Source organism: Pedobacter sp. PLR, assembly GCF_026239675.1.
Lineage (GTDB): Bacteria > Bacteroidota > Bacteroidia > Sphingobacteriales > Sphingobacteriaceae > Pedobacter.
On record NZ_JAPIVQ010000002.1, the window covers coordinates 15,007 to 30,860 of the forward strand.

General features: G+C 40.0%; 16 protein-coding genes. 5 read left to right on the forward strand and 11 right to left on the reverse strand.

Going from position 1 to position 15,854, the window contains the following annotated elements:
- Window positions 1-42: 42 nt before the first annotated feature.
- The 8 genes from OQX61_RS03675 to OQX61_RS03710 all read right to left on the reverse strand — a co-directional run bounded on the left by OQX61_RS03675 (window position 43) and on the right by OQX61_RS03710 (window position 7,015).
- Window positions 43-999 carry a DUF3137 domain-containing protein gene (locus OQX61_RS03675; protein ID WP_265840329.1) on the reverse strand — a complete coding sequence of 319 codons (957 nt, stop codon included), beginning with the start codon at window positions 997-999 and terminating at the stop codon, window positions 43-45.
- Entirely contained in the window at window positions 999-1,556 is a 558-nt protein-coding gene (locus tag OQX61_RS03680; RefSeq protein WP_265840330.1) for a LemA family protein, read from the reverse strand. Before OQX61_RS03680 ends, OQX61_RS03675 begins: the two co-directional genes overlap by 1 nt.
- Window positions 1,557-1,667: 111 nt before the next feature.
- Complete coding sequence (locus OQX61_RS03685) at window positions 1,668-2,135, reverse strand: DUF4920 domain-containing protein (RefSeq protein WP_265840331.1); 468 nt, start codon at window positions 2,133-2,135, stop codon at window positions 1,668-1,670.
- Between the two features lie 394 nt (window positions 2,136-2,529).
- Complete coding sequence (gene radA / locus OQX61_RS03690; protein WP_265840332.1) at window positions 2,530-3,906, reverse strand: DNA repair protein RadA; 1,377 nt, start codon at window positions 3,904-3,906, stop codon at window positions 2,530-2,532.
- 126 nt (window positions 3,907-4,032) lie between these two features.
- Window positions 4,033-5,583, reverse strand: coding sequence for an Rne/Rng family ribonuclease (locus OQX61_RS03695; RefSeq protein ID WP_265840333.1), 1,551 nt, complete (start codon window positions 5,581-5,583; stop codon window positions 4,033-4,035).
- A 123-nt stretch (window positions 5,584-5,706) separates the two neighbouring features.
- A complete protein-coding gene (locus OQX61_RS24375; RefSeq protein ID WP_008506795.1) occupies window positions 5,707-5,796 on the reverse strand; it encodes a hypothetical protein in 90 nt (29 codons plus the stop codon).
- A 37-nt stretch (window positions 5,797-5,833) separates the two neighbouring features.
- Window positions 5,834-6,706, reverse strand: coding sequence for a tetratricopeptide repeat protein (locus tag OQX61_RS03705; RefSeq protein ID WP_265840334.1), 873 nt, complete (start codon window positions 6,704-6,706; stop codon window positions 5,834-5,836).
- A 6-nt stretch (window positions 6,707-6,712) separates the two neighbouring features.
- Window positions 6,713-7,015: an HU family DNA-binding protein gene (locus OQX61_RS03710; protein WP_062550757.1), complete on the reverse strand. Its 303-nt coding sequence runs from the start codon at window positions 7,013-7,015 to the stop codon at window positions 6,713-6,715.
- A gap of 172 nt (window positions 7,016-7,187) precedes the next feature.
- On the opposite strand from OQX61_RS03710, the gene mutY reads away from it, so the two are divergent.
- Both mutY and OQX61_RS03720 read left to right on the forward strand, forming a co-directional pair.
- Window positions 7,188-8,240 (forward strand): A/G-specific adenine glycosylase, encoded by a 1,053-nt coding sequence (mutY, locus tag OQX61_RS03715; RefSeq protein WP_265840335.1) that lies wholly within the window; start codon window positions 7,188-7,190, stop codon window positions 8,238-8,240.
- Window positions 8,241-8,251: 11 nt separating this feature from the next.
- A complete protein-coding gene (locus OQX61_RS03720; RefSeq protein WP_182960387.1) occupies window positions 8,252-8,680 on the forward strand; it encodes a single-stranded DNA-binding protein in 429 nt (142 codons plus the stop codon).
- A 105-nt stretch (window positions 8,681-8,785) separates the two neighbouring features.
- On the opposite strand, the gene glmS is transcribed toward OQX61_RS03720, so the two are convergent.
- The 3 genes from glmS to OQX61_RS03735 form a co-directional block, all read right to left on the reverse strand.
- A complete protein-coding gene (gene glmS / locus OQX61_RS03725) occupies window positions 8,786-10,624 on the reverse strand; it encodes a glutamine--fructose-6-phosphate transaminase (isomerizing) (protein WP_265840336.1) in 1,839 nt (612 codons plus the stop codon).
- Between the two features lie 76 nt (window positions 10,625-10,700).
- Window positions 10,701-12,167 (reverse strand): DUF4270 domain-containing protein, encoded by a 1,467-nt coding sequence (locus tag OQX61_RS03730; protein WP_265840337.1) that lies wholly within the window; start codon window positions 12,165-12,167, stop codon window positions 10,701-10,703.
- A 23-nt stretch (window positions 12,168-12,190) separates the two neighbouring features.
- The gene (locus OQX61_RS03735; protein WP_265840338.1) at window positions 12,191-13,015 is read right to left on the reverse strand and encodes a glycogen/starch synthase; all 825 of its coding nucleotides are present in this window, start codon (window positions 13,013-13,015) and stop codon (window positions 12,191-12,193) included.
- Between the two features lie 154 nt (window positions 13,016-13,169).
- On the opposite strand from OQX61_RS03735, the gene panC reads away from it, so the two are divergent.
- The 3 genes from panC to OQX61_RS03750 all read left to right on the forward strand — a co-directional run bounded on the left by panC (window position 13,170) and on the right by OQX61_RS03750 (window position 15,644).
- The gene (gene panC / locus OQX61_RS03740) at window positions 13,170-14,009 is read left to right on the forward strand and encodes a pantoate--beta-alanine ligase (RefSeq protein WP_265840339.1); all 840 of its coding nucleotides are present in this window, start codon (window positions 13,170-13,172) and stop codon (window positions 14,007-14,009) included.
- 47 nt (window positions 14,010-14,056) lie between these two features.
- Window positions 14,057-14,407 carry an aspartate 1-decarboxylase gene (gene panD, locus OQX61_RS03745; protein WP_265840340.1) on the forward strand — a complete coding sequence of 117 codons (351 nt, stop codon included), beginning with the start codon at window positions 14,057-14,059 and terminating at the stop codon, window positions 14,405-14,407.
- Window positions 14,408-14,504: 97 nt separating this feature from the next.
- Window positions 14,505-15,644, forward strand: a complete 1,140-nt coding sequence (locus OQX61_RS03750) for an acyl-CoA dehydrogenase (protein WP_265840341.1) — start codon at window positions 14,505-14,507, stop codon at window positions 15,642-15,644.
- The last annotated feature ends 210 nt before the right edge of the window (window positions 15,645-15,854 follow it).

Here is a 15,854-nt window from a genome sequence, read left to right on the forward strand (position 1 = left end):
TTAAGGTAGGGATACTTTTATTGCCTTACATTAAAAATCATGTTAATCTTTTCCCCAGATTCGGGTGTTTAAATCTAAAGTCTCAATCACCTGGTAGATATGGCGTACCAAATTCAGATCTTCCTTCATCAGGTCATCGGTCATCAAGCTTTCAAATAATGGAGCTTCGAAATAATTCCGGGTTAAAGGAAAGGCGATAGTGATTATATTTCCGACAAAGGAAAGACTGATGCTATCCTTACATCTGTCGTTTAGCCTGCATATTGATTCCATCATCAATGGCGTCAGAATGTACCTTGATTCTATCTGATCCGAAGAATAGGTAGCAAAATTCTTTTCAAATTCAGGATTTTCTAATCTAACACGTTCTTTTGCGCCTGAAAAAAATGGAGTATTGCTCCCAAACCATTCAGCAACATCACTTCCAAAGGCTTTGGGTTGAACTACTGTTAGTTCTTTAAAGTTCTTGTTAAAATCGGCTTTAAATATCACGCCACAAAAAAGTTCATGCCAGGTTTCCTGCGTACCTTTTTTAGTGATGGTGAGTTCTTTGTACTGCGCTTGTACTTCTGAAAAGCTAAATTTCGTTTTTCCGGCATTGCCAGATACCCGGTCTTCGCTCATATACTTATCGGGCTTTTTCTTAAACAATAAAGAACCGAAAAATTCATCTTGAGACAATCCTCTTTTGGGATCTATTTCCAGACTCTGGTCTATCATTTTTATCGCCTGTGCGATTAATTTTTGTTTAAAATCCAGGCGATATTGATCTACTGCTCCCAAATTTACCGATATTGATATCAAACCGGCAAAAAAACAAATGATGCCAATAGCGATGACGGGGAGTGTCGTAAACGTAAAGCCGATTATAGCGATCGGTATGCCGGTAAAACAAATTGCGAGATGGATTACTCTTTTCTTACGTAAGCTTATTCTGCTCGCTTCTAAAGCGGTCAGTACCTCCATTGTAGCCGGATCCAGATGAGATATACTGTCCATTAACTATTAAAAAGATCTTTTGCGCTAATATTATTGCGTTCTGTTTCTGGAATAGAGAGGACAGTTTTAGGGGTGTAATTCATCATGCCTGCAATGATGCTACCTGGAAACATCATAATTGCATTGTTGTAATCTGTAATCGCTGCATTGTAATTCCTTCTGGCAGCCGCAATTTGCTCCTCACTCTCTGTCCAGGTGTTTTGTAGGTTTAAAAAGCTCTGGTCTGCTTTCAAATTGGGGTAATTTTCAACATTAACCATTAGCCCTTTTACTTCACGGCTAAGTTCCTGATCTATGCTTAACTTTTCTTCATTACTTAAGCCAGGATTGCTGGCACGACTCCGTAGGGACACAATTTTGGTCAATAAATCACCCTCGTATTGCATATATTTTTTTACAGTTTCAACGAGGTTAGGGAGCAGGTCAAAACGCTTTTTTAGCATCACATCGATTGCTGCAAAAGCATTATCTGTTTGGTTCTTTTTAGCGATAAGCGAATTGTAGATCGAGATACAAATGACTGCGATGACAATAATAATGATAAGAGCAATGATCATAAAATGAAGTTAAGAGGTTAAATTAGAATGGAAGATATAAAATTTTTATCAAAAAAAAACCTGCACTATGGGAGCAGGTTCTGGACTAAGGAAAAGCCGGGTGAGGAGAAATTACTCCAGGATCACTACGCCTTTAGCTTCAAAAGCCAATTCTTTCTTCGGGGCGTTAATTTTCGCTATCTCTGCGGCTGGTTTATGGGCATCTTCTGCATAGTGGCGTAAAGTTTCAACGGAAATCGTTTGTTTTTTAGCGATACCATCAAGGGCTACTTTTTTACCTACGATGTCCATTGGCATAAAAAAGGCGTAATCTTTAAATGTGATACGCATTGATTCACCGGAAGTGGTTTTCAGCGTCATCCAGCAACCTTTCTTCTTGCAAACTTCTACTACTTCACCGGTAATTTTCATTTCGGCAGTTTGCTGATTACCCATGGCCGCTTCTATTTTTGAAACCGGAAGTAAATTACCGGCGGATACGCCATTTCCGAAGGACTTGCCTGGAATTCCTGTGGTACCCTGTGCCACTGCATAAAAAGACAATGCCAAAAAGCCCAGACTTAAAATTATTTTTTTCATGAGAGGTAGGATTAAAATGTTGAAATTCTATTGGTTAGCAGTAAAAGTATCAAATTTTTCCTGTATTGGAAATAAGGGGAAAGGTTCAAAACAAAAAAAATCCTCGTTATCTATCGATAACGAGGATAATCATCCCTATTGTTGTTAAATCATAAATGATCAACACTATATATTAGACAACTTACAGGCCGGTTTTTGAAAATGTAGTCCGTTTTTGTTAATGTGCTGATAATCAACGTTATTGAGATTATTTTTGTTTTGAGCCCTAAATATTAATGGGTAATAATATCCCCAATATGTAGAAAAAGTACTGATGATTTCCTCGTTTTGGGGAAATCTCTCCCTATTTAGCAGAGCGGATCTCTGGAAAACCAGCCCTAAAACGAAGGTGCTTTTATCCGAACAGCAAAGAAAACACGTCTTCTATCTTACTTACCGGACTCAATTCTATTTTATACCGTTCCGTGATCAGACCTTTCATGTTATAATTAGAGATAAAAATCCTTTCAAAGCCCAGTTTTTCTGCCTCTGATATTCGTTGTTCAATCCGGTTGACGGCTCTGATTTCTCCGGAAAGACCAACCTCAGCGGCAAAACAAATCTTTGAAGAGATAAAAATATCTTCATGTGAAGAGATGATTGCGACTAAAATTGCGAGGTCAATCGCAGGATCTTCTACCTTAATTCCACCTGCAATATTTAAAAATACATCCCTGGTGCTCAACCTGAATCCGCATCTTTTTTCCAGTACCGCAAGCAGCATATTCATTCTTTTGGTATCGAAACCATTAGAAGAGCGCTGAGGTGTTCCGTAAGCTGCCGCACTGACCAAAGCCTGTGTCTCGATTAACATCGGTCTGGCGCCTTCTAAAGTAGCAGAAATTGCAATTCCACTCAGCTCTTCATCCCTTTGCGATAATAAAATCTCAGAAGGATTGGAAACCTGCCTTAAACCGGTGCTGTGCATGGCATAAATGCCCAGTTCTGCTGCTGCGCCGAAACGGTTTTTAATTGAGCGTAAAATCCGGTAAACATGGTTGCGGTCGCCTTCAAATTGCAGGACCGTATCTACCATATGTTCCAGTACCTTAGGCCCCGCAATCGCACCATCTTTGGTGATGTGGCCAATTAAAAATACCGGCGTATCCGTTTCTTTGGCAAACCTTAGCAGTTCTGAGGTACATTCACGGACCTGGGAGACACTGCCTGGCGTGGCATCTATATGTGAGGAATGCAAAGTTTGGATGGAATCGACAATCAGCAGGTCCGGGTTCAGTTCTTCAATTTGTTTGAAAATATTCTGAGTAGAAGTTTCCGTCAGGATATAGCAATCAGAGGTCGGGTTGGAGGTAATCCTTTCCGCCCTCATTTTGATTTGTTGTTCACTTTCTTCACCGGATATGTATAAAATCTTTTTTCCGGGGATATTTAAAGCCAGCTGGAGCATTAGTGTTGACTTTCCGATGCCAGGTTCACCGCCGATTAAGATGACAGAACCTGCCACCAGACCGCCACCTAACACGCGATCCAGCTCCTGATCACCGGTCAGAATCCGTTCCTCGGTAATGGAGATAATATGGTCTACTTTATTCGGTTTATTGACTCTTGTAGTTGTGGTAGAAGTTTTCCAGGCAGGCACTTTAGAACCGGCTTTTTCGATTACCTCTTCTACAAAAGTATTCCATTCGTTACAGGAAGGGCATTTACCGAGCCATTTGGCGGTTTCATGCCCGCAACTCTGACAGAAATATGCTGATTTAGTTTTAGCCAATTTATTGGAGTTTTAATGAAGTACGAATTTAAGATAATTCGGAATAAAAGCGGGTTTAAAAATCCCCTTAAAGCAAACAGGCCTGTTCCAAGAGGAGCAGGCCTGTTTAAAGAAATATAACCGAGATTATAATTTAATCTCTTCGTCTTTAGACGAGATAAAATGGAATTCAGTGAGGTTATAAGAAGGAACCGCTCTGATTTTGATTCTTTGTCCGAATTTAAAGAACCACTTCCATTGTAAAGATATAAGCCCTTTTTTGATGTAAGCCTCAATATAAGGGTGTACACAAAGTGTAATATTTTTTTCGTTTTGCTCCTGCAAAATATAGGTCAGATTGTTCTCGATGTCATCCATCAATACAATACTTGCCTTAATTTCACCCGTACCGTCACAGGTTGGGCATTTTTCACTGGTTACGATGTTCATTTCCGGCCTAACGCGCTGACGTGTGATTTGAACAAGGCCAAACTTACTTGGAGGAAGAATGGTATGTTTCGCACGATCCAGGAGCATTAGTTCCTTAAGGTAGTCAAACAACATCTTACGGTTAGCAGGCTTGTGCATATCGATAAAATCGATTACTACAATACCACCCATATCACGTAAGCGTAATTGTCTCGCAATTTCTTTCGCCGCTTCTTTATTTACCTGAAGGGCATTTTCTTCCTGATTTTCTTTGCTTGCTGTTCTGTTACCGCTATTCACGTCAACAACATGCAATGCTTCGGTATGTTCTACGACTAAGTAGGCACCACCGGCCAGGTTTACTGTTTTTCCGAAAGCATTTTTAATTTGCTTTTCAATACCGAAATGTTCAAATATCGGTTCTTTATGCTTGTAGATCTTAACGATCTTCTCCATCTCAGGAGAGATTTCATGCACATAAGAACGAATGTCTTCAAACAAGTTACTATCGTTCACATAAACGTTAGTGAAGTCGGTACTTAAAATGTCACGGATAAGCGTGGAAGTACGGTCCATCTCTCCCCAAACACGTTTTGAAGGCTCTGCATCGGGCAACTTTTTAATGAAGTTTTCCCATTTTGTAACAGAGTCCAAAAGGTCTTTTTGAAGTTCGGCAACGCCTTTACCTTCAGAAACCGTTCTAATGATCACTCCAAAGTTCTTCGGCTTGATACTTTCGATAATCTTTTTAAGACGATTACGTTCCGTATTGCTTTTAATCTTTTTGGAAATCGAGATGACATTAGAGAAGGGAACCAGCACAATATAGCGTCCTGCTATAGATAAGTCTGAACTTAGACGTGGCCCCTTTGTTGAAATAGGTTCTTTGGCGATTTGAACTGGTAAGACAAGATTCTTGCTGACCACTTCAGAGATCTTCCCAGCTTTGTTAATGTCTCCTTCTAGCTTGAAATTATCTAATAAAGTTCCGCTAACAGAGCCATTACGCTTGATTTTAGTAAGCTTAATTAAAGATTGTACTTGTGGACCCAGGTCGAAATAATGCAAAAAAGCATCTTTTTCGTAACCCACATCAACGAACGCAGCATTCAGACCTGGCATAATTTTCTTTATGCGGCCCAAATAAATATCACCTACGGCGTAGTTGTTATTGATGTGTTCCTTATGAAGTTCTACAAGCTGTTTGTCTTCAACTAAAGCTATGGTTACTCCCGAGGGAGATGAATCTATAATGAGTTCCTTTACCAAAAGCTACAGATTTTAAGGCTATTAGCCTTATTAACACATGGACAATAAAAAAAATATTGCTACCAACAATTAAGGCTACGATCAAATCCTAGCCTTAGTTGTTGAGCAAAACATTAAGAAAACCTATTTTTTCTTATGTCTGTTTTTTCTTAAACGTTTTTTGCGTTTGTGGGTAGCCATTTTATGTCTCTTTCTTTTCTTACCGCTTGGCATAATTTTTGGGTTTTAAATATTTTCGTAAATCTGTTTATTATTTTTTATTCTTTAACGCATTCACTTTATCATCGATAAACTTCGACAACGTCGCGTTTGCAGCTAATTTTTTACTCTTTTCGTAGGCTTCAATAGCTTCCGGGTTTTTTCCAAGGTTTTCATACGCCGTTCCCAAATAGAAATAAGCATCCGGAGAAGGCTTCATGGCAATGATATTTTGGAATCTTGTTATTGCTTTATCAAATTGTCCCGACTTCATAGCGAAAGTACCTAAGCTCATATTTGCTTTTAAGTTCTTTGGATCTTTCTTTACAACGTCCATTAACATCGCTATCCCTGCCATTGGAGCACCCATTCCGTTAACAATGGTAATTCCAAGGCCTGTTTTAGCATCATTACTGTTGGAGTCTATTTTCACCGCATTTGTATAAGCGAGATTCGCTTTTTGCAATAATGCAGGGAGTAATACACTGTCACGGGTGTTGTCAAATGCCTTCATAAAAGTATCACCGGCAGTCAACCAATTGTTTAATGTGGGTTCTTTGCTGGCCACAATTTCCAAATATAAGGCACTTGGAACCGTTTGCTCTAAATCATCCCATTTCTTTGCTAACAATTTTGCCTCTGTTGTTTTTTTGTCTTCAGAAGCGCTGTTGTATGCATTTTCAAGGGTAACGATTTCAGCGGCTAAACTCGCATTGATTGTGTTTTTAGCGACAGTTGAAACCTCCTTAAGGTTGATTTCTGCTGTTGCAGGGGCTTGTGCTGTCATTGGTCCGCCGGCAGGAGTACTGCTGGTTTGTTCCTTTGGCTTTACTAACCCTTTAATATCCCGTGTAAACAAAAACGCTACAAGCAGTACAACTGCTCCTATCAAAATGGCTTGTTTAGTGCGGATATTTTTTATCATAATGAATTAAGCTTCTACGCTAACTATTTTTGAATTATTTTTCACCTTATCAACAAATACTTTTGCTGGTTTAAAGCTTGGAACGAAGTGTTCCGGGATAATAATTGCAGTGTTTTTAGAAATATTCCTTGCAGTTTTTTGTGCTCTTTTTTTAACAACAAAACTACCAAAACCCCTAACATATACATTTTCTCCACCAATCATGCTGTTTTTGATGACCTTGAAAAATGCCTCAACGGTTTCTTGTACATCTACCTTTTCAATTCCTGTTTTCGTTGATATTTCTGAAATAATATCTGCCTTAGTCATATTCTCTGTTATTAATTTATAGTGTGTTATATACTTTATAAGTGTTTTGGGGTTGCAAAAGTATTGCTTTTTAATGAGATAGGAAAATAAAAGATGATTTATTTGCAGCCGGAAGTATCACTGAATTGCAAGTTTTAGTAAAAATAAATAATTAGGGTGTATTTTTGTGGTTATGAGTTTTCAGAGAGAAATCGTTAAATGGTATTCCGTCAATAAAAGGGAGCTTCCCTGGAGAGACACCACCGACGCCTATGTGATTTGGTTGTCTGAAATTATTTTGCAGCAAACGCGTGTGGAACAGGGCCTGCCTTATTTCCAGCGGTTTTTGCAAAACTACCCAACGGTCAATGATTTTGCCAATGCTACAGAGGCTCAGGTACTTAAATTATGGCAAGGGTTAGGCTACTATTCCAGGGGCAGAAATATGCTCTTTACCGCAAGGCTGATTCAGGAAAAACATGCCGCTGTTTTCCCCACAAAATATGAGGAACTGATTCTCTTAAAAGGGGTAGGAGAGTATACTGCAGCCGCAATTTCTTCCTTTTCCGCCAATGAATCCAGGGCTGTCCTGGATGGCAATGTTTTCCGGGTATTGTCGAGATATTTTGGCGTTGAAACAGCCATTAATAGTACGGAAGGGAAGAAGGAATTTACGGCCCTGGCCAATGTCTTGATTGAAGATCAGAATCCTTCCGTTTACAACCAGGCTATCATGGAATTTGGTGCGCTGCAATGCAAGCCAAAATCTCCGGATTGTAGCAGTTGCCCGGTACAATCCGGCTGTTATGCCAGGGCAAATGAGCGTGTAAATGTATTGCCGCTAAAATTAAAAACGTTAAAAAAGAGAACCCGTTATTTCAATTATTTTGTATGCCGGGAGGGGGAAAATCTACTGGTGAAAAAGCGGATTGCAGGAGATGTATGGCAGGAGTTATATGACTTCCCTTTAATAGAAACGGAAAAAAATTACCTTGAAACCCAGGGCAGTTTTCTGCCGGATTTAAAAAATAACTTTGGACCCGACTGTCTGATTACACCAATATCAGCGCAAAAACATTTACTGACCCACCAAACTATATATGTTCAATTTTTTGGTTTAGACAATTATATCATTAACTTTAATAAGAATGCAGAAATAAAATGGGTTTCCCTGGCAGAATTTGAGGAGCTGCCTCAACCTAAAGTCATTACAAATTTTATGAATTCCAATTCAATTAAACAGTAAAAATAGATTCCATGTCAGGTATTAACAAAGTTATTTTAGTCGGACATTTAGGCAAAGATCCTGAAGTTAGACATTTAGAAGGAGGGGTAACTGTCGCTAGTTTTCCATTGGCAACATCAGAGACCTATAACAAAGATGGTAAGCGCATAGAGCAAACGGAATGGCATAACATTGTTTTATGGAGAGGGCTGGCAGAAGTAGCCTCAAAGTATTTACAAAAAGGGAAATTGGTCTATATTGAAGGAAAACTGCGTACGCGCTCTTTTGAAGACCGTGAAAAAGTAAAGAAGTACGTGACGGAAGTTGTGGCGGAAAACTTTACCATTCTGGGCAGAAAAAGCGATTTTGAGCATACGCCGGTGACGACTGAAAACACGACGCCAAAAAGTGAAACGGAATATCTTGATCCGAATGAGGTATCAGGAGACCTGCCATTTTAAATACCTGGTTTAGCCTGGTGATGGCAATAAAAAATTATAATGGCTGGAAGATTTCCTCAAAAAAAGGAAAACCTTCCAGCCATTTGCTGTTTTAGGAGCTTTAATTTATTCTACGGTTACTGATTTCGCCAGATTTCTTGGCTGATCTACGTTACAACCGCGCATTAAAGCGATGTGGTAGGATAGTAACTGCAATGGAATTGTGGCCAGTAAAGGCAGGAAAGCCTCACTTGAATCCGGAATCTCAATGCAATAATCTGCCATTTTCCTCACCTCTGTATCTCCTTCAGTTACAATCGCCAGAACAATACCTTTTCTTGCTTTTACTTCCTGAATATTGCTGATTACCTTCTCGTAAGATGAATTTTTAGTCGCAATAACAACAACCGGCATTTCTTCATCAATTAAGGCGATAGGGCCGTGTTTCATCTCGGCAGCAGGATAACCTTCCGCGTGGATGTAAGAGATCTCCTTAAGCTTTAAAGCGCCCTCTAGCGCCACAGGGAAGCCGCTACCTCTTCCAAGGAATAGACAGTTTCTCGAATCCTTGAATTTTGCAGCAATTTCCTTGATTAAATCATTAGATTCTAGTGCTTTTTGAATCTTATCAGGAATACAATCCAGTTCTGTCAATAGTTCTACTAATTTAGAATGGGTGATGGTGCCTTTTTGTTGAGCCATATAGAAGGCCATCAACGTAAGCACGGTTACCTGCGCGGTAAAGGCTTTGGTAGAAGCCACCCCGATTTCCGGTCCTGCATGGGTATATACCCCTGCATGTGTTAATCTTGGAATAGAAGAGCCCACTACATTACAAACGCCAAAAATGGTAGCGCCTTTTTCTTTGGCCATTTCGATAGCAGCCATGGTATCTGCAGTTTCGCCGGATTGAGAAATTGCGATGACAATATCTTTCTCGGTGATGATTGGATTTCTATAGCGGAACTCAGAAGCATATTCTACTTCCACAGGAATCCTTGCATACTCCTCAATCAGGTATTCTGCAACCAGACCGGCATGCCATGAAGTACCACAAGCTACGATGATGATACGATCGATATTTTTCAGTTTATCGGCATATTCTTTAATTCCACCCAGTTGTACAATACCTTCATTCGGATAAATCCTGCCACGCATACAATCACGGATAGAACGGGATTGCTCAAAGATTTCCTTCAGCATAAAATGCTCATAGCCACCTTTTTCCAGCATTTCCAGTTTCAGTTCCAGGGCCTGGATATATGGTGTCTGAATCACATTGTCCAGTCGTTTGATCAACAACTCATCGCGTTTTACCAATGCAACCTCATTGTCGTTCAGGTAAATCACGTTTTTAGTATACTCAATGATAGGCGTTGCATCGGAAGCGATGAAATACTCTTCCAGCCCCACACCAATTACCAGTGGACTACCTTTTCTTGCTGTAATCAACTGATCCGGCTGATCTTCGTCCATCAATACAATGGCATAAGCACCCGATACCTCATTTAAGGCCAGTCTAACCGCTTCAAAAAGATCTGTGTTTTCATTTTTGTAGATCTCTTCGATCAGGTGTACCAATACTTCTGTATCGGTATCACTTTTAAATTCATGCCCTCTATGGATCAATTCTTCTTTTAGGGTGGCATAGTTTTCTATGATCCCGTTGTGAATAATGGTTAATTTTCCGCTGTTAGAAGTATGAGGGTGAGAATTCCGGTCGGAAGGAGCACCATGTGTTGCCCACCTGGTATGTCCGATACCGATCGTACCTGAAAGGTCTTTTCCTTTTGAAAAGTTCTCCAGTTCCTGGACCTTCCCTGCTTTTTTATAAATATTTAACCCCGTTTCATTGATCAGCGCAATTCCTGCACTATCATAACCGCGATATTCTAATCTTTTCAGTCCTTTAAGGACAATTGGCCAGGCTTCCCGATGACCAATATAACCAACAATTCCGCACATAATAATTATGTTTTAAAAAATAAATCCCCCGAAATTAATGAATCTCGGGGGATATATGAATATGGTTGTGGTTAAATTATTTCAATTTGGTATAGAAGATGTTAAGCTTCATTCGCTTTGTTCCTGCAGGTGCATCTTTTACCGGTCCGACCAGGATAGAACGTTCTGCATGGGTAGCGAAAGGATACAAAGAAAATTCTGCATCTGTAACTGAGGTTGGTGCAAGGAAGGTACCATAATCCTTAGTTTTTCCATTTATTAAATCCTGAATATAGGTGGTTACACTAAATATGTATCTTCTGTTGACAGAGTCAAAGTATCCGCCGAATTGTAAGGGATCTGAAAGTGCTCTTGGATCACCCCCGGAATAAGTCTGGGTATTTCGGTCATTGTCGGGAATATTGGTAACTAATCCTGCGGCATTAAACCTCACTAACCTTAATCTTGGTGCAGGTTTAAAATAAGTATCATCTTCCGGATCAACATCAATTACCAGCTCTGCTTTATTGATAGAAACTTTAGAACCGGCCAATAAGGTTTTGAAACCACTAAAATCAAAAGAGATTTTGTTTTTTAAACCGGTTAAGCCTTGCACATATGTTTTAGGGTATTGCGTGTTCGAGGCATCTGCTATTTGTGTATTAATCGCTGTTGCAGTTGTGTAATCATGTTTTACATAAGCGGCAATAGGATTTAAAGTATTATTAATCGGGAAAATTGCAGAAACCGTATCTTTGGTTAAAGCGACTAATCCGTCTTTTCTGTAATAAATCTGCAGTTTTGCTCCGTTGTCGACATTATTGTCTGCTGCTGCTGCCAGGTTGAAAAATGACATCGCTCCAGAGCCGCTTGCGCTGGTGACATTTACATATAATCCATTAAACGTATTGACGAACAAATCGTTTCTGCCATATTTCAGAGTGTCCATTTTGGCAATCCTGTCCAGAATTTTCTGAGCATCCAATCTGATTCTCAGCTGAGGGGCTACTGAGAATGCTGTGTCAGGTTTTCCGGTTACGATATTGATCACTTTAAAGCGACTGTTCGGGCGTTGCTGAACATCAATGCTTTTACCTAAATCGCCGTCAGTACCGGTAACCGTTTTTTCTCCCCAGTTTATGGAGCTTAAAAAGTTGGTTTGCAAACTTAGGTTTACATTCAGTTGTCTTACTGAAAAAGTATATTTCTGTGTAGAGTCTCCGTAAAAATTAGCTGCATAAGGGAGTACCAATACCGCCGAATCCACAATTACACCTTTTCCAAAGCGGTAATCTGCCGCCGGGATGTTTACTGTCATTGCAGTACCTGCTTCGCTTTTTCCAAAAATCGGATCGTTCATCAACCCAATAGGATATCTGCTTAATAAACTACCGGAAGCCGGCTCTTCCAGCATGGTTCGGGAAGTCAGGGTTGTATTATCGTATAAGTCTCCTGTGATGGTTGAGCCATCCGCAGGCAGGCCGATCGTGTTGTCGTCTTTACACGAAGAAAAAAGAAAAAGACCTATCAACATGGTTAATAAGTCTTGTTTTGTAAATTTCATATTTAAATTAATAATACCTGAGTTTATGCTATAGAAACCAATTCTTCATCCGAAATCTCTTCATATAAAGAATAGAAGTTTTCGAAATCCTCGGTTAAATTAAAGGCTAAAGTTGGTTTATTAGAATCTTTAACAAATTTTAACACATTTGCATCAATCTTATCATGCGCTAATACTACTGCGTCTGAGTAAGTAATGGCACCAATATGTAAGGTGTTACAATCTGCATTTTCGAACATTTTCGTGTCCTCAAGCGTCATCGCATTCATTACCGCTTTCTTATGAAGATCTACATGTAGCTTTTCCGTAAAGCAGTTCTCATAGATAGAGTAGACTACTTTAGCATTTTTGAAAGTAGGATCATTCTTATAAGAAGTTTTAATGTAAGCAGGAACTAAAGAAGTCATCCAGCCATGGCAGTGAACGATGTCCGGAGCCCAGCCAAGTTTCTTAACAGTTTCCAATGCGCCTTTGCAAAAGAAGATTGTTCTTTCATCATTGTCCGCATAGAATTTTTCTTCTTTGTCTCTGAAAACGTATTTTCGTTGGAAATAATCTTCGTTATCCAGGAAATACACCTGCATACGAGCAGCTGGAATAGAGGCAACTTTAATAATTAAAGGGTTGTCATTATCATCAATGATAATGTTCATTCCTGAAAGACGTATCACTTCGTGCAATCTGTTCCTTCTTTCATTAATATTCCCGAATCTAGGCATCAGAATACGGATTTCAAATCCTTTATCCTGCATCGCCTGTGGTAGTTGACGGGTTATTTCTGAAATTTTAGTGAGTTCAAGGAAAGGCGACATCTCGTGTGTAACAATCAGTAGCTTCGTTTTGGCCATCTCCATATTCTGTAAATAAATAATTATGTTAAAGAAAAGATTATCAAGGGGCAAAGATAAGCAAAATAATAACATTTATCAATTATATAGGCGAGATGTTTTGTTTGGAATGGATTATTAACCAACTTTGCCCTTTGAAATTTTATAGGCTAGTTTGAAAGTTATAAACACCATCGCAGCGTTAAAGTCGTTGCTTGAACCAATAAAATTGGGTCAACAGAAAATTGCTTTAGTGCCTACTATGGGTGCTTTGCACAAAGGACATGTGTCCCTGATTGAGGTTGCTCAGCAGCATGCTGATGTAGTGGTTTGCAGCATATTTGTAAACCCGACACAATTCACAGATCCAAAGGATCTGGAGAAATATCCCCGCCCTTTAGAACACGATATGCAAATGCTTTTAGCGGCAGGATGCGATGTGGTATTTATGCCTTCTGTGAAGGAAATGTACCCTGAGCAGGAGGAATGGCACATTGATCTGGGCCCGGCAGAGTTTTTACTCGAAGGGGAATTCAGAAGGGGGCACTACCAGGGCGTCACTCAAATTGTGAACAAACTGTTTAATGCTGTAAATCCTGACATCGCTTTCTTCGGACAAAAAGATTTCCAGCAGGTGCTGATGATTGAAAATATGGTGGCTTATTTTGAGCTTCCCGTTCAGATTGTTTCCTGCCCGATTATCAGGGAAGATGACGGTTTGGCGATGAGCTCCAGAAACATACATTTAACCGCAGATGACCGTAAGCATGCTTTGGTATTGAGCGCTGCATTGAACTATGTAAAAGCTCATTTTAAGGAGCAGAGTATTCCGGTATTGCTGGAAAATGCGAAAAGTATGATTTCAGCGATTCCTGGGGTGGAGCTCGACTATTTTACCATTGCAAACGGTAAAACACTGCTTCCGGCAGCCGATAAAAATCAACCGGATTTAGTGGCATTAGTGGCCGCAAAGGTTGGTCAGACCCGACTTATAGATAATATGCTGCTCAATTGACAATCCATTAAACACCCTAACCACGAATTTTTTCGTAACTTTGTATTATGATTATCGAGATATTAAAATCGAAAATACACCGTGTTAAAGTAACACAGGCAGAATTGAACTATGTTGGTAGCATCACCATCGATCAGGATCTGATGGATGCCGCCCAGATTATTGCCAATGAAAAGGTGCAGATTGTAAACAACAACAATGGTGAACGTTTTGAAACTTATGTGATTAAGGGCGAACGCGGAACCGGTATTGTTTGCTTAAATGGAGCCGTGGCCAGAAAAGTGCAGGTCGGCGATATTCTGATCATCATGTCTTTTGGCTCTTTGCCAATCGAAGAAGCCAGGAAATATCACCCTGTTCTTGTGTTCCCTGACGATAACAACCGCCTTTTAAAATAGCAGGAAAGCATATCGTGTAAAATAATACTATGCAGCCATAGTAATCTGACCTGGAAATACTAAATTTGGCAGTACGTATATTTTTATCTATATAATTATGCTATTTCAATTAAGTGAAGAACAATTGATGATTCAACAGGCCGCAAGGGATTTCGCACAGACTGAACTTAAGCCCGGAGTTATCGAAAGAGATGAGCACCAGAAATTCCCTGCTGAGCAGGTAAAAAAACTGGGCGAACTTGGGTTTCTGGGAATGATGGTTTCAGAGAAATATAATGGCAGCGGGCTAGACGCGCTATCTTATGTCCTGGTGATGGAAGAATTGTCGAAAGTTGATGCTTCCGCCTCCGTGGTGGTTTCCGTAAATAATTCCCTGGTTTGTTATGGACTGGAATCTTATGGTTCTGAGTTTCAGAAAGAGAAATATCTGAAGCCATTGGCTGCCGGCGAAAAAATCGGTGCTTTCTGTTTATCAGAGCCTGAGGCCGGATCAGATGCCACCTCACAGCAAACCACAGCTGTTGATATGGGCGATTATTATTTGCTAAACGGTACGAAAAACTGGATCACCAACGGAAATACAGCTTCCACCTATCTGGTGATTGCGCAAACTGACCGCGCTTTAAAGCATAAAGGTATCAATGCCTTTATTGTGGAAAAAGGGATGGAAGGCTTTACTGTTGGTCCGAAAGAAAATAAAATGGGAATTCGTGGTTCTGATACCCATTCCCTAATGTTTAATGATGTTAAAGTCCCTAAAGAAAACAGGATTGGCGAAGATGGATTTGGTTTTACCTTCGCGATGAAAACTCTGGAAGGCGGACGTATAGGCATCGCTGCACAAGCCTTAGGGATTGCCGCAGGTGCTTATGAGCTGGCTTTAGCCTATTCCAAAGAACGTAAATCCTTTGGTAAAGCGATTGCAGATCATCAGGCGATTTCCTTTAAACTCGCAGATATGGCGACCAGTATTGAAGCCGCAAGGATGTTGGTGTATAAAGCTGCATGGTTGAAAGATCAGGGACAATCTTATACGCTGGCCGGTTCTATGGCTAAATTATATGCTTCTAAAGTAGCAATGGATGTAACCGTTGAGGCGGTTCAGATTCATGGTGGTTATGGTTTTGTGAAAGAATACCATGTCGAGCGCATGATGAGGGATGCTAAAATCACCCAGATTTATGAAGGGACTTCGGAAATTCAGAAAATGGTGATCTCCAGAGAAATATTAAGATAAAATTATTACATTATAATTAAAAAAGGGCGTCCATTCTGGGACGCCCTTTTTTATTGGAACTGGTTTTTTTGTACGGCGCGGGTAGTGGTCGGGTTGTGGTCGGGAAGAGTCCCAGTTTCGATAAGGGCACAGTATGGGTTGCTCATAGGTTGCTGTAACTAAAGATACAGCAACCCCTACTGAAGGGTTTCTGAACCTTAATTCAACCAT

Excerpts from the sequence above, each read along its gene's own strand:
- OQX61_RS03675 (WP_265840329.1), bottom strand. The coding sequence starts at position 999 with ATGGACAGTATATCTCATCTGGATCCGGCTACAATGGAGGTACTGACC.
- OQX61_RS03680 (WP_265840330.1), bottom strand. The coding sequence starts at position 1,556 with ATGATCATTGCTCTTATCATTATTATTGTCATCGCAGTCATTTGTATC.
- OQX61_RS03685 (WP_265840331.1), bottom strand. The coding sequence starts at position 2,135 with ATGAAAAAAATAATTTTAAGTCTGGGCTTTTTGGCATTGTCTTTTTAT.
- OQX61_RS24375 (WP_008506795.1), bottom strand. The coding sequence starts at position 5,796 with ATGCCAAGCGGTAAGAAAAGAAAGAGACATAAAATGGCTACCCACAAA.
- OQX61_RS03705 (WP_265840334.1), bottom strand. The coding sequence starts at position 6,706 with ATGATAAAAAATATCCGCACTAAACAAGCCATTTTGATAGGAGCAGTT.
- OQX61_RS03710 (WP_062550757.1), bottom strand. The coding sequence starts at position 7,015 with ATGACTAAGGCAGATATTATTTCAGAAATATCAACGAAAACAGGAATT.
- mutY (WP_265840335.1), top strand. The coding sequence starts at position 7,188 with ATGAGTTTTCAGAGAGAAATCGTTAAATGGTATTCCGTCAATAAAAGG.
- OQX61_RS03720 (WP_182960387.1), top strand. The coding sequence starts at position 8,252 with ATGTCAGGTATTAACAAAGTTATTTTAGTCGGACATTTAGGCAAAGAT.
- glmS (WP_265840336.1), bottom strand. The coding sequence starts at position 10,624 with ATGTGCGGAATTGTTGGTTATATTGGTCATCGGGAAGCCTGGCCAATT.
- OQX61_RS03730 (WP_265840337.1), bottom strand. The coding sequence starts at position 12,167 with ATGAAATTTACAAAACAAGACTTATTAACCATGTTGATAGGTCTTTTT.
- OQX61_RS03735 (WP_265840338.1), bottom strand. The coding sequence starts at position 13,015 with ATGGCCAAAACGAAGCTACTGATTGTTACACACGAGATGTCGCCTTTC.
- panD (WP_265840340.1), top strand. The coding sequence starts at position 14,057 with ATGATTATCGAGATATTAAAATCGAAAATACACCGTGTTAAAGTAACA.
- OQX61_RS03750 (WP_265840341.1), top strand. The coding sequence starts at position 14,505 with ATGCTATTTCAATTAAGTGAAGAACAATTGATGATTCAACAGGCCGCA.